Origin of the sequence: Umezawaea sp., from assembly GCF_036375055.1 — a bacterium.
Lineage (GTDB): Bacteria > Actinomycetota > Actinomycetes > Mycobacteriales > Pseudonocardiaceae > Umezawaea.
Map to the genome: position 1 here is coordinate 60,279 of NZ_DASUSQ010000133.1, position 14,135 is coordinate 74,413.

Annotated in this window: 8 protein-coding genes; 6 read left to right on the plus strand and 2 right to left on the minus strand. The window is 70.9% G+C overall.

Going from position 1 to position 14,135, the window contains the following annotated elements:
* Nucleotides 1–122: 122 nt before the first annotated feature.
* The gene (locus VFZ92_RS33415) at nt 123–1,490 is read left to right on the plus strand and encodes an amino acid permease (RefSeq protein WP_330880360.1); all 1,368 of its coding nucleotides are present in this window, start codon (nt 123–125) and stop codon (nt 1,488–1,490) included.
* A 976-nt stretch (nt 1,491–2,466) separates the two neighbouring features.
* On the opposite strand, the gene VFZ92_RS33420 is transcribed toward VFZ92_RS33415, so the two are convergent.
* Nucleotides 2,467–5,202 carry a tetratricopeptide repeat protein gene (locus VFZ92_RS33420; protein ID WP_330880362.1) on the minus strand — a complete coding sequence of 912 codons (2,736 nt, stop codon included), beginning with the start codon at nt 5,200–5,202 and terminating at the stop codon, nt 2,467–2,469.
* Between the two features lie 580 nt (nt 5,203–5,782).
* Here VFZ92_RS33420 and VFZ92_RS33425 point away from each other — a divergent pair.
* A complete protein-coding gene (locus VFZ92_RS33425; RefSeq protein WP_330880364.1) occupies nt 5,783–7,048 on the plus strand; it encodes a nucleotide sugar dehydrogenase in 1,266 nt (421 codons plus the stop codon).
* Between the two features lie 13 nt (nt 7,049–7,061).
* The gene (locus VFZ92_RS33430; protein ID WP_330880366.1) at nt 7,062–8,273 is read left to right on the plus strand and encodes a hypothetical protein; all 1,212 of its coding nucleotides are present in this window, start codon (nt 7,062–7,064) and stop codon (nt 8,271–8,273) included.
* 259 nt (nt 8,274–8,532) lie between these two features.
* On the opposite strand, the gene VFZ92_RS33435 is transcribed toward VFZ92_RS33430, so the two are convergent.
* Nucleotides 8,533–10,671 carry an ATP-binding protein gene (locus VFZ92_RS33435; RefSeq protein WP_330880367.1) on the minus strand — a complete coding sequence of 713 codons (2,139 nt, stop codon included), beginning with the start codon at nt 10,669–10,671 and terminating at the stop codon, nt 8,533–8,535.
* Nucleotides 10,672–10,762: 91 nt separating this feature from the next.
* On the opposite strand from VFZ92_RS33435, the gene VFZ92_RS33440 reads away from it, so the two are divergent.
* The 3 genes from VFZ92_RS33440 to VFZ92_RS33450 all read left to right on the plus strand — a co-directional run bounded on the left by VFZ92_RS33440 (nt 10,763) and on the right by VFZ92_RS33450 (nt 14,100).
* Complete coding sequence (locus VFZ92_RS33440) at nt 10,763–11,941, plus strand: hypothetical protein (protein ID WP_330880369.1); 1,179 nt, start codon at nt 10,763–10,765, stop codon at nt 11,939–11,941.
* 300 nt (nt 11,942–12,241) lie between these two features.
* Entirely contained in the window at nt 12,242–13,687 is a 1,446-nt protein-coding gene (locus tag VFZ92_RS33445; protein WP_330880371.1) for a DUF1996 domain-containing protein, read from the plus strand.
* A gap of 2 nt (nt 13,688–13,689) precedes the next feature.
* Nucleotides 13,690–14,100 carry an Imm1 family immunity protein gene (locus VFZ92_RS33450; protein WP_330880373.1) on the plus strand — a complete coding sequence of 137 codons (411 nt, stop codon included), beginning with the start codon at nt 13,690–13,692 and terminating at the stop codon, nt 14,098–14,100.
* Nucleotides 14,101–14,135: the final 35 nt, after the last annotated feature.

Below are 14,135 nucleotides of genomic sequence, written 5' to 3' on the forward strand. Positions count from 1 at the left end.
CCGATCACGAACCGGACACGGCCCGTCCTCCCACCGGTTCCCACCGCGAACCGGTGGCGCACCCCGTCCCCGGAACGGGTGCGGCGACCCCGGTGCCCGACGGCCCCTGCGAGACTCCCCCGATGAGCGGTTTCCGGCAGCGCCACCTCACCATGATCGCCCTGGGCGGCGCGATCGGCTCCGGCCTGTTCGTCGGCACCGGCGCGGGCATCGCCGCGGCGGGACCCGGCGTCCTCCTCTCGTTCGCGGCGGCCGCGGGCCTCGCCCTGCTGGTGCTGCGGATGCTCGGCGAGATGGCCGCCGCCTACCCGTCCACGGGCGCCTTCTCGTTCCACGCCGAGAAGGCGCTCGGGAGGTGGGCGGGCTTCACCGTCGGCTGGCTCTACTGGTCCGCCCTGGTGGTCGTCCTGGCCGTCGAGGCGACCGGGGCCGCCACGATCGCCGCCGGGTGGCTGCCCGCCGTCCCGCAGTGGGCGTGGGTCCTGCTCTTCATGACCGCGTTCACCGCGGTCAACCTCGTCGGCACCCGCGAGTTCGGCGAGTTCGAGTACTGGTTCGCCTGGATCAAGGTGGCCGCCATCATCGCCTTCCTCGCGGTGGGCGTCCTGGCGATCGTCGGCCTGCTCCCCGGCACCTCCCCCGTCGGCCTCACCAACCTGACCGCTCAGGGCTTCCTCCCCCACGGCTGGGCAGGCGCCGTGGCGGGCCTGCTCGTGGTCGTCTTCGCCTTCGGCGGCATCGAGGTCGTCACCATCGCCGCCGCCGAGACCGACGACCCCGCCGCCTCCGTCGCCAAGGCCATCAAGGACTCGGTCCTGCGGGTCGTGGTCTTCTACCTGGGTTCCCTGGCCGTGGTCGTGACCCTGCTCCCCCACGACGACGACGCGGTCACCAGGAGCCCCTACGTCGCGGTCCTGGAGCACCTGGGCATCCCCGGCGCGGCACAGCTCATGAGCGCGGTCATCTTCCTGGCCCTGCTGTCCGCCCTCAACGCCACCCTGTACGGCGCCTCCCGCATGCTGTCCAACCTGGCCGACCGCGACGACGCCCCGAAGTCCTTGCGCACCAACGGCGTTCCCCGCCGAGCAGTCCTGTTCTCCACCGCGTTCGGCTTCGTCTCGGTCCTCCTCAACGCCCTCTACCCGGACACCGTCTTCCTCGTCCTGATCAGCGCGGCGGGCTCCACGGTCCTCATCGTCTGGGCCCTCATCACGATCTCCCAACTACGCCTGCGCAGGCACCTGGAACACCACGCCCCGAACCGCCTGACGTTCCGCATGTGGGCCTTCCCGTACCTCAGCTACCTCGCGCTGGCGGGCATCACCGCGATCGTGGTGCTCATGGCGACCGACCCGGTCGCCCGCATCCAACTCCTGTGCGCGGCGGGCGTGACGGCGGTCGTGCTGATCTGCGCGGTCATCCACACGCGCGGAACCGCCCGACCCGCGGAGGAACCGCCCGGTTTCCAGTTCGACCAGCGAGTGGGATGACATCGATCCATCACATATCGAAACAATTTCGTTCCGCTAACGAGCGGCCCGGAACAGGAATCGTCGAGCGGTCTCACGGAGCCGCGACCGGCCTCCGAACCCCACACCGGAAGTTGACTACGCAGAGTCACAGTCGCCGTCGGTCCACGTCCTCGCGGCACCCGTCGGGCATCCCCACGCGGCCATACGGCAAGGTTGTCGACAGTACCAATGCGGCTTCAGGTATTCGGCGGCATTCTTCACCTGCTGCTATGGCGGACCCGCCTGCCACTCGCCGGATGCCCGATCGGGCATCCGGCTCACATTTGGTCCGAAAGCACCGCTCCGCTCACCCACTCGCCCACCACCGTGGTGCGTCTCCCATCACCAACTCGGCATGGCTACTTGTAACCGGTCCAATGGCCCTCCATCCTGGATCGGCACAAAAAGAGGCCCGGCTCGGTTGGCCCCGAGCCGGGCGGTGGTGTGCTGGCTGGATATCGAAGGTGCCGACCCCGTGGTCAGCCGAGAAGCTCGTTATCCCCAGCGCATTGAGTTGGCGCCGCAGGAGGATCCCCCCGCGGCACCGGACGCAGCGGCGGCCACGGTCGTGGCCGCCGCTGTCGTCGGGCTCTCCGCAGCACTGGCACCCGAGGGTGCCAGCAGCAACGCGAGAGCAGTGAGTACGCCGACAGCCAGGGCCTGAACGCGCCCCTTCGGTTTTTTGTTACGCATCACGGGGGCAACCTACAGCCAACCGGTCAGTCGCGAGCACCCAGGGTGACGATCTCACCCCCATCCGAGACGAACCAGCCACCCCTACAAGCCTCGAAACCGCCGATTTAGGCAAATTTATTCATTATCATTCACCCTCGGCGGGCATATCACTCAAATGGGTCTACGCTCCAACGTGTGAACTCGTACTGAACGGCCATCCACCCGATCAAGGAATACGTGACACTACCTCAACATCACCATTCGGTACCAGTGGTCAACTTCAGGTGGTCTCGCCATCACCAACGGGTGACCGCTGTTCTTCCACCGTTTCCGAGCGCGCACTGGGCAAATCCAGGTCAACGCACTCAGCCAGCTGCGCCTGTATTCCAGAGGCCCTGGAATCCTTGAGTTCCACGTAGAGACCCCTGGCCAGTTCCCAGCACTCGCGGGCCTCGTGGTTCCTGCCCTCGCCGCAGCGAACGTGCCCCAGGACGTCCTGCGCCCGAGCCTGGCGAAGCGGGTCCCTGGCCCTCCTGCTCAGGTCCACGGCCAGCTCCGCGTAGAAGGCCGCCCACTTCCAGTCCCCGAGGTCCCGGTGGACGACGGCCGCGACGACAGCGGCCTCGCTCTCCAGGGCGAGCTGCCTGGTGTGCCGCAACTCGACCATCGCCCGGTGGGCGAAGCCCAGCGCGCCGTGGTGGTCGCCCTTGCCCAGGAGGACGAGGGCGATGGCCGCCAACGTCGCACCCCGCCCGCGCACGTCGCCTATGCGCTCCCGGAGTCGCCAGGCGGCGTGGAGGTTGACGAGGGCATCGTCCTCCCGCGCCCTGCGGTGCATCGCCTCGCCGATGCGGTGCAGCACGCCCGCCTCGGTGTCGAGGTCCTCCTCCTCGCGCGCGATGTCGAGCGCGCGCTCGAACTTCGCCATCGCCTCGGCGTGGTCACCCAGGACCGAAGCCCGTTCGGCCTGGTTGCGCAGAACGGTGGCCACGCCGATGCGGTCGTCGATGCTCTCCGACAGCTCGTACGCACGCCGGAAGCACCGTTCGGCCTCGTCGTGGTCGTGGAACCGGGCGCAGGCGAAACCCATGTTCGCGAGCGAACCAGCCTCGCCGAAGACGTCCCCGGCCTTCCTCGCAGCGGCCACCGCGGCCGTCATGCCCTGCATTACCTCAGCCTGAAAACCCTGGGAGAGAACAACTTCAAGGCTCACCTGAACGAGCCGCCACACGTGCTCACACAGCCCGGCAGCCGCAGCGGCAGCGATGACCTGCGTGATCTCCCCGCGCTGACTCGTGATCCACTCCAGCGCGGCGTCACCGTCCTCGAAGGACATCGGTTCGACTCCGCCCGCCAGGGGCAGCATCGGAACGGCCTCGCGGAACGCGAAGAGCTTCCGGTCCGCGTTGTTGCACGTGTGCAGGAACCAGTCGGTCATCCGGAGCGTGGCCGAGGCCCGGTCCCGCTCCTCCTCCTCGATCTCGGTCCGCTCGGACGCGTAGTCGCGGAGCAGGTCGTGGAACGCGAACCGGCCGCCCTCCCGCGATTCCAGCATCCTCGCCCACACGAGGTCGTCGAGGTGGGCACGCGCCTCCCCCGCCGGAAGACCCGCGATGGCCGCGGCCACCTCGACGGGGAACTCGAGTCCGGGGTAGATGCCGAGCAGTCGGAACAGCCTCTGCTGCTCGGGACGCAGGTCCCGGTAGGAGCAGTCGAACACGGCTCTCAGCGTGGTGGCCAGACGGCTGCCGTCGTACCGGAGACCGAGCACGGCTCGCCGCTGCTTGAACTGTTCGACGAAATCGGACAGCGAACGCCCCTCCCTGGCCGACACGTACTCGCCGATGATGCCGAGCGCCAGCGGTAGTCCTCCGCCCAGCGCGGCGAGTTGTGCGAGTGCCTGCGGCTGGGCGAGCGCCCTGTCGCCGATCGTCGTCCGAAGCCACTCGGCGGCGTGGTCGTCGGCGAGCGGGGGCACGGTGAGGCACCGCGCTCCGTGGCGCAGGACCAGATCGCTCAACCGCACCCTGCTCGTCACCACCACGACCGAGTTCGAGAACAGCGGGATGAGGGACTCGACGTGGTCCGCGTCGTGGGCGTTGTCCAGCAGGACCAGCATCCGGCGGGAGGTGAGGACGTCGCGCAGCTTCGCCCGGCGAGCGGTGGGCGAGGGCGGGCAGTCGGCCGTCATCCCGAACTCCTCCAGCAGCCCGGTGACCACTTCCTCCTCCTCGACGACCGCGCCCTCCCCGAAACCGTTGAGGTTCACGAACCAGACGCCGTCGGGGAAGCGGTGCCGGACGCGGTGCGCCCACTGCACCGCGAGCGCGGTCTTGCCCACACCGGGCAGCCCGTCGAGCGCGATCACCCCCGGTTGCGACCGGTCGGCGAGGAGGTCGTCCAGTTCGCCGACCAGGTCTGCCCGCCCGGCGAGCGGGGCCGTCCGGTACGGGAGGTTCTGCGGTCCACGAGGGGTTCCGGTCCACTCGGCGGGTGCTTGCCGCGCCGGGTTCGGCGTGATGAACCGCTCGTGGAAGCCACGCAGTTCGTCGGCGCGGAGGGCGTTGTCCGCCGCCCTCGCGCGGTGGTAGTAGTCGAGGTAGTACTCGACGGCGTCGTCCCCGCGGTCCAGGGCGTAGAGCGCCTGGAGCCGGAGCTTCGCCAGCAGCAGGTCGAGGTCGTGGTCGACCTGGATCGCCTGGAGCACGTCCAGCACCTCGGCGAACTCGCCGACGTGGCTGAGGCTCTTCAGCAGCGCCTTGGTGGTCGAGAGCCACTCGTCGCGGATCGCAACTCGGCGCCAGTTCGCGGCCCTGTCGGTGTCCAGGTCGGCGAGCGGCTCCCCCTGCCACAGGGTGAGGGCCTCCCGGAGGAGGACGCGAGCGGTGTCCCGGTCGCCCGCGCCGTCCGCCTTCCGCGCCTCGCCCACCCGTGCCCGGAATGCCGCGTAGTCGATCGACGACCGGTCGACCGAAAGCCGGTAGGAGCCGTCGTCGCACGCGAGATCGAATTCCACTCCACTTCGACGCAAAGCCGCGCGTATTCGTGTCGTGTACGTGTACAGAGCGCCGATCGGATCTCGCGGAGCCTTCCCTTCGGCCCACACCCATTCCGCCAAAGTGCGGGCGGAAATGACCTTTCCCGCGTGCAGCAACAGCACCGCGAGCACACCACGCTCCTTGGGAGCCCCCCAGTTGCCGATGAACTCGTCACCCACGCGCAAGCACGTGCGACCCAGGATCCGGAAATCGATGGTCACCAGCGCCACCCCCGCTGGAAGCAATTATTGACTGCGAGTGTGCCCGTGATCCGAGCCGCTTACCAGCACTTCGTCACCATCCGATATAGCCATGTGACGGAACGTAGTCCATTCGGAGTAGTCAAAAGTCCCCCTTGGGGCGCGAAAGATAAATGAAGGGGACCTGAAGGGCCAATCCATCGAGCAAATGCCGCACTAACACGGATTGAGCAATCCGAAGATCGCTCACAAGCCTCCGATCAGGCATGACACCACCCTGACAGGAACCGGAAAGGACGTCGACCAGGACGCCTCGCACGCTGATGGCACCACTTCTCACCGCACAAAGGAGCCATCGATGAGACCACCGGATGTAGTGGTATTGGGGCTGGGGTTCACCGGATTGCCCACCGCGCTCGCCGCGGCGGAAGCGGGATCGGCCGTCGTCGGCCTCGACGTCTCGCCGGAGCGCGTTCGCCGGATCACCGAGGGGGTGCCGGGCTTCGGGCTGGGGACCGTGTCGGAGCGAGCGGTCGGGGAGGTGATCGCCAGGGGCGGGCTGCGGGTGTCGGGTGGCGCCGTTCCCCGTGCCGGGACGTACGTCGTGTGCGTCCCGACACCTCCGGACCGGCGAGGGGACGTCGACCTGACCGCGCTGACGGCGGCCGTGACGGCGCTCGCGGCGGTGATCGGGGTCGGTGACCTGGTGCTGGTGCAGAGCACGTGCCCGCCGCGGACCCTGGACCGGCACCTCGTGCCGCTGCTGGAGGAGCGCTCCGGTCTGCGGGCGGGCCGGGACTTCGCCGTCGCCAGCGCGCCGATGCGGGTCGACCCCGGCCGGGCGTCGCACCCGTTCCACGCGGTGCCCCGCGTGATCGGCGGCTACACGCGGGCGTGCGCACGGCGCGCCAAGGGGTTCCTGGACGCCGTCGGCGGCCCGGTGGTCGAGGTCGGGTCGTCCGCGGCCGCCGAGTTGGTCAAGGTCTTCGAGAACACCTTCCGGATGGTCAACATCTCGTTGGCCAACGAGCTCGCGGCCCTGTGCCGGGCCCACGGGGTGGACGTGGACGAGGTCGTGGACGCGGCGGCCACGAAGCCGTACGGCTTTCTGGCGCACAGGCCCAGCGCGGGTGCCGGGGGCGACTGCGTGCCGGTCGCGGCGCGGTTCCTCTCCCTCAGCGCGCGCAGGGAGGGCCTGCACTGCTCGGTGGTCGACGCGGCGCTCGCCGTCAACGACGCGATGCCGCTGCGCACCGCCCACCGGATCGAGGAGGTGTGCGGGAAGTCGTTGCGGGGCAGCAGGGTCCTGGTCGTCGGCGTCACCTACAAGGCCGACGTGCCGAACGTCCGGCAGTCGGCGGCCGTGGCCGTGCTGGAGGAACTGCGGCGGGTGGCGACCGTCGAGTACCACGACCCGCACGTACCCCGGCTGGAGCTGTCCGACGGGTCGGTCCTGCTCGGCGTCGCGCTCGACGACGTGGACTGGTCGCTCGTCGACGCCGTGGTGGTCATGACGAGGCACCGGGTCGTCGACCACGAGGCGCTGGCGGCTCGCGGCGCGCCCGTGTTCGACTGCGGCACGGGTGACCCCGTGCGCCTGCCCGACACCGGCCTCGCGGCCTGAAGGGGGTGCGACGATGACTCGGGAGCACTGGATCCGCGGGCCCGTCGGGCTCGACGCGGACAGGCGCGTCACGGTGGCGGGGTGCCGGACCGTCTTGGTCGTGGTGCCGCACCTCGCCGCGGGCACGAGGCTCGTCTCGGACGTGATTCCGTTGCTGCGCAACGACCATCGCGTTCAAGTCGTCTTCAGCGTGTCCGAGACCGGGAGGCTGTGGCACGGCACGGAGGAGTTCGTGCGGCGGCAGGGCGGGCTGGTCGTCCCGTGGCACCAGGCGGCGGAGAACGAGTTCGACCTCGTCCTCGCCGCCGGGCACAACGACCTCGACCAGGTGCGCGGCCGGGTGCTGCTGCTGCCGCACGGCGCGAGCAGCCTCGCGTCCCGCAAGTTCGGACGGCACGCGGGTCCGGGATCGATCCCGCTCCCCGGCCTGAGCCGCGAGGCGCTCGTGCGCCGGGGTCGGCTCCTCGTCTCCGCCGTCGCGCTGACGCACGAGGACGAGGTCGACGCGCTGCGCGAGTCGTGCCCGGAAGCGCTCGACACGGCCGTGGTGGTCGGTGACGTCTGCCTGGACCGGATGGTGGCGAGCGCGCACCGGCGCGCCGACTACCGCCGGGCGCTGGGGGTCGCGGACGACCAGCGGCTCGTCACGATCAGCTCCACGTGGTCCCGCGAGTCCGCTTTCGGCACGTGGTTCGACCTGTGCGGACGTCTGCTGGAGGAACTGCCCCGCCGGGACCACCGGGTCGCGGCGATCCTGCACCCGCACATCTGGGCCGTGCACGGGGCCTGGCAGGTGCGGGCGTGGCTGGACGACCACGTCGCCGCCGGCCTGCTGCTGATCCCACCGGACGAGGGCTGGCGGGCCACCACGATCGCGAGCGACCTGGTGCTCGGCGACCACGGCTCCACGACGCAGTACGCCGCCGCCATCGGCACGCCGGTGCTGTTGGCCGCGTTCCCGCACGACAACGTCCGCGAGGGCAGCCTGGCGGACGTCGTGGCGCGGACGACGCCCCGCGTGGACCCCGGCCGTCCGCTGCTGCCCCAGTTCGGGGAGGTCGCGCCGACCGCGGTGGCCGAGGCCCTCTCCAGCAGACCGGGGGAAGCGTCGCGGGCGCTCCGCACCACCATGTACCGGTTGCTCGACCTGCCGGAGCCGCCCTGCCCCGCCCGCACGTCCCACCTCCCCCTGCCCGTCCCGCTGCGCCACCAGGACGCGGCGTGAGCAGGGGCGTGCACCGGATCGGGTGGGGGTCGCACGACCAGTTCGTGGTGGTGCTCCTGGACGTCGCGCCGCCCGAGCGGTGGTCGTCCGCCGACGCCGTCGTGACGACCGCGCCCGCGGAGCGGGTGTTCCGCTCGCTGCCGGGGTGCGCGGTGGTGCTGCGGGCCACGGGTGACCGGACGTGGACCGCGTGGTCGCGCGGGGGCGGGCGGATCTCCCTGCGGCACGGGGAATCCGCTGTGCGGTGCGCGGCGCTCGCCTACGTCCTGCTGTTGCGGGCCGCCTGCGGCGGGACGTCCGTCAGCGCTTCGAGCCTCGCCCGGAGGTCGACGGCCTTCGGTTCCTCGACCTGCACGTACCGCTCCAGCGCACCCGAGTAGTGCCGCCGCGCGGCGGGGAGGTCGTCGAGCGCCTCGGCGACCTCCCCCAGCGCCGTCAACACCTCGGCCTCGTAGAAGGGGGTTCCCACCAGGCGCACGGCCTCCAGGGCGTCCTGGAGCGCCGCGCTCGCCAGGGAGGCCCGCCCCGAACGCAGGTAGGTCCTCCCGAGGGCCACCAGCGACCACGCCCGCTGCACCTGGTCGCCGAGGCGGGTCATCGCGTCGACCGCCGCGACCAGCTCCCGCACCGCTTCCGGGTAGTGCCCCTGGTCCGCCAGCACCTGGCCGATCCGCCTGCCGCAGAACGCCAGCGCCCGCGGGGTACCGACCTCCCGCCGGATCTCCCTGACCCGGTGCAGCAGGGCCAGCGCGGTCGTCAGGTCGCCACCCGCCTGCGCGATGCCCGCCAGTTGGTTCAGCACCGCGGCGACGGCTCCCCGGTCACCGCCCTCCTCCTCGATCCGCAACGCCGCCTCGCCCTGCTCCAGAGCCTCGTCGTACCTCCTCAGCTCGCTGAGGGAGTACGAGAGCTGAAGGCGCAACCGGGCCTCGGCCGCGCGGTTGGCGGACCTGACCGACGCGGCGACTCCCACGGAGTGGCAGGCGAACCAGTCGTCGTAGTGCCGGGTGTGCAGGAATCCGCTCCACATCGCCTCGCAGAACTGCCAGGCCAGGTCGTCCAGGCCGAGGTCGACCGACCGCAGGCACGCCTGGCGCAGGTTCGCGCGTTCGACGTCGAACCACCGCAGCGCGTCCCGTTCGCCGCCGAACAGCCCGGAGCGGTCGACGGGTGCGGTGAAGCGGGGCCCGACCCGGCGGCGGCTGGGACGCAGCAGTGCCTCGACGGCGACCAGGGTGTCGAGGTACCACCGGACCATCGCCGAGGACAGCGCGCGTCGTTCCGCCGCGGGGATGTCCTGTTCGGCCTTGCGCAGGGCGTGCAACCGCATCAGGTCGTGGTAGCGGAACCGGTGCTCCTCCACCTCGACGAGCAGGTTGGCCTCGACCAGGTCGGCCAGCGCGGTGGCCACCGGTTCGCCGAGCGCGTCCGCGACGACCTCCGCGCCGAACTCGGCGCCGGGGTGCAGCGCGCAGGTCCGGTACACCGACGCCTGCCGCGCGGTCAGCTCGCGGTAGGACAGGTCGAGCACCGCTTCGACCGAGACGTCCGCTCCCAGCGTCAGACCGGGGAACCGGTCGCGCTCCGCGCGGAGGTCACCCGCTTCGCGGGACAGGGTGCGCCTGGGGTGCGCCGACAGCCGGGCCGCCACCACCGACAGCGCGAGCGGCACACCGCCGCACAGGGTCGCGAGCTCCCGTGCCGCGCCGTGCTCGTCGGACAGCCGGTGCTCGCCCACCGCGTTGCCGAGCAGTTCGAGGGACGACTCGGTCTCCATCGGTTCGAGTTCCAGGAACCGCGCGCCCACCATGCCGAGCCCGGCGAGGCGCCACCGGCTCGTGACCACGGCGGCGCACGTGGCCGAGGCGGGGAGCAGTGGTCTGACCTGGGCCGCGTTGCTCGCGTTGTCCAGCAGCACCACCAGGGAGAGCCCTGCGGTGAGCGATCGGAACAGCGCGGTGCGCCCGGCCAGGTCGGGAGGAACGCGGTCGGCCGAGACGCCCAGCGCCAGCAGGAAGCGCTCCAGCGCCTCCTCGGACCGCACGGGCCCCGTCGAGGAGAAGGCGTCGAGGTCGAGGTAGAGCTGGCCGTCGGGGAAGCTGTCGCGCACGTCGTGCAGCCACCGCAGGGCGAGCGACGTCTTGCCGACCCCGCCCGCGCCGCTGATCACCACGCACAGCGGGCCACCGTCGCTCAGCCAGCGCCCCAGGTGGCCCACCTCGAACCGCCTGCCCGCGAACCCGCGCGCAGCGGGCGGCAGCTGCCGGGGAACCACCACGGGCGGAGGCGCTTCGTGCAGGTGCACGCTGCCGATGCTGTTCGCCTGGACGACCTGGCCGACCACCCGGCCGGACACCTCGTTGCTCGTCGTGGACGAGGTCGTGCCACCGCTGGTCACCGCGCCTCACCCCCCGGATCCCAGGGAACCGCGTGACCAGCGGGACCACCAGGGCTCTATCGGGTGACGTCCGGGCGGGCAGGGTGTGGTCATGGAGTGGACGAAGGGACCGGTCGGACCGGGTGCGGCGGGGCGGGTCACGCGGGCAGGCCTGCTGAACGTGCTGGTCGTGGTACCGCACGTGGTGGCGGGCACGAGGCTCGTCGACGTGCTGCCCCTGCTGGTGGACCGGCGGATCCAGGTCGTGTTCACGATCCCGGACTGGGACGGCACGTGGCACGGGACCGAGGAGTTCGTGCGGCGGTGGGGCGGTGTGGTGCTGCCGTGGCGGCAGGCGGTGGCGGAGCGGTTCGACCTGGTGGTCGCGGCCAGCCACCGAGGGGTCGACCGGGTGCGGGGACCGGTGCTGGTGCTGCCGCACGGGGTGGGGGCCATGAAGTCCCGGACGCGGCCGTGGCGGTCGCACGGGCTGGCGCGGGAGGCGCTGGTGCGCGACGGGCGGGTGGTCGCCGCGGCGATCGTGCTGTCGCACGAGGCGGAACTGGCCGTGCTGCGCGGATCGTGTCCCGAGGCGGTGCCCGCCGCCGTGGTCGGCGGGGACGTCTGCCTGGACCGGCTGGTCGCGAGCCTGCCGCACCGCGAGCGCTACCGCCGCGCGCTGGGTGTCGGCGCCGGGCAGACGTTGACCACCGTGAGCTCGACGTGGACGGAGCAGTCGGTGTTCGGCGCGCACCCGGAGGTCTACCGGCGGCTCCTGGACGAGCGGACCGACGACCGGCACCGGGTGGCCGCGGTGCTGCACCCGAACACCTGGGCGGTGCACGGTCCGTGGCAGGTGCGGGCGTGGTTGGCGGACTGCCTGCGCGACGGGCTGCTGCTGGTCCCGCCCGAGGAGGGGTGGCGGGCGACGCTGGTCGCGAGCGACGTGGTGCTCGGCGACCACGGGTCGACCACCCAGTACGCGGCGGCCATCGGGCGGCGGATCGCGCTGGTCCCGTTCCCCGACGTCCGCGAGGGCAGTCCGGCCGACGAGTTGGCGCGGCGCGCGACGGTGGTCGACCTCACCCGGCCGCTGCCGCCCCAGCTCGACGCGGCGACCGGGGGCCACGAGGTGATCGCCAAGTCGATCACGTCCCGGCCGGGTGCCGCGGCGGCCGTGCTGCGGTTGACGATTTTCCGACTGCTCGGGATCTCCGAACCCGAGCAGGAGGTGGAGATCGATCCCGTCCCGCTTCCCCGGCCTCTCGGGGAGTCGCTGGGTTCGGGATGAAAACCCATGCGCCCCAACCACTTCCGCCAGACCGCGCGATCTACGGCGCCCGCGTCACACCGGCCTTAAATCCGGTTCAAGCCGGTGCTCGTTCACCAACCGCGAGAAGCGCGCGAAACCCCACGTCACACCCCGCTCACGTCCGATTTGCCCGCCTTAAGCCAGATAACGGAAAGGTAACGACGGAATCGCGGAGGAGCATCGGCAGAGCATTGGTACGTATGCCCCTGTGTCCACCGCCGTCAGGCGGCCGGGGTTCGAAGCGCTCTGCGCGTACCAAACGACGAGGTGACACATCACATGACGCGTTCCCAGGGACGGCACACCTTCTCCCGCCGCGCGAAGCTGACAGCGGGAATGACCGGATTGGCACTCACGGTTGGTCTGGCCGTCGCGTTCACCACCACCGGGGACCAGGGGCAGGCTCGTGCTGACGGCGCGGACAAGTCGCTGTTCGTCGACATCACCAAGGTCAACGCCAACGTCAAGACCCCGACGCCGCAGGAGGACGCGAGCACCGGCACGTTCACGGTCGACTGCGGTCTGAACGAGAACAAGCACTTCAACGGCGACAACTTCATCGCGGCTCCCGGTGTCGAGAACGGTGCGGAACACCTCCACGACTACGTCGGCAACCTGACGACCGACGCCAACTCCACCGACGCGAGCCTCCAGGCGGGAGGGACCACCTGCAAGAACGGTGACAAGTCGGCCTACTTCTGGCCGGTCATCCGGATCGACAGGGGTGAGGAGGAGGCCGCCGGGGAAGCCCCCGCCGAGGAGAACGCGGGCCAGAACGAGCAGGAGCAGGGCCAGGACCAGCAGCAGGGCCGCGACCAGCAGGGGCAGCAGGGCGGCGACCAGCGCGACGGCCAGAACCGGCAGCAGGGCCAGAACCAGCGCGGTGAGCAGGGCGACCAGCGCGGTGACGACAACCAGGACCGGCCGCAGGGCCTGAAGCAGAACGGCCAGCGCGACGACCAGGACGGCGACCAGCAGCGCGACGGCCAGCGGAACAACCGCCAGGGCCAGGGGCAGCAGCAGAACGACCAGGCCGCGGGCCAGGACAACGCCGCCGAGCAGGACAACGCGGGTCAGCAGGACAACGCGGGCCAGGGCGACGCGGGCGCCCAGGACGACCAGGCCGCGGCGGACGCGGCGCAGAACGAGGCGAACCTGGGTGAGGACGCGGCCGAGGAGCTGCCCGGCAACGACGGCGTGATCCAGGAGCCGAAGGCCGCCGACCTCACCTTCCGCGGCAGCCCCGTCGGCGACGTGGTCGCGATGCCCAAGTTCCTCAAGATCCTCTACGGCGACGCGAAGCGCTCCATCAACGGCGACAAGAACACCAGGGCGTCCTGGACGTGCGCGGGCTTCGAGGACGAGGTGCTGCTCGACAAGTACCCGATCTGCCCGAACGGCGCCGACGTCGTGCGCATCCACGACTTCCCCGGTTGCTGGGACGGCAAGAACACCGACAGCGCGAACCACCGCGACCACGTCGCGTTCGCCGACGCCAACGGCCAGTGCCAGAACGGTTTCAAGGCGATCCCGCAGCTGCGCATCACGCTGACCTACGCCATCCCGGCCGACGTGCAGCAGAACGGCCAGTACGCGGTCGACTCGTTCCCGGCCGAGGAGCACGACCCGCTGACCGACCACGACGACTTCGCCAACGTCATGTCCGACCAGATCATGAAGCGTCTCGTGAACTGCATCAACACCGACAAGACCTGCAAGGAGTAGGCATGATCGAGGCGCACTACTCGGTGGCCGTGGCGGGTAACCGGACCTGGCACGGCCAGGTCGACGAGCTGCGCCAGGGCGATGACGTCCACCGCCTGCTCGACCGCCTCACCGATCCCCGCAGCGACAACGCCCTCCTCATCCACACCGACCGCCCCACGCTGGACTCCGGCTACCCGGACCACGAGGTGACGGTCGGGGTGCGGGGCGACCGGGGCGCGATCCTCTACACGGACTGCACGAACGGCACGTGGGTCACGCTCGGCGAAGGACCGTCGCAGCGGACGGTGTACGCGGGGATCGAGTTCCCGACGCACTGCGAGATCCCCGTGCCGACCCTGGCCGCCGCGCTGGAGGAGTTCCTCCTGACCGGCCAGCGTCCGACCAGGGTGCCGTGGCAACAGGCCCCGTGACGTCCCCCGTCGTCGGAACGGCCGTGGAGGAGCCC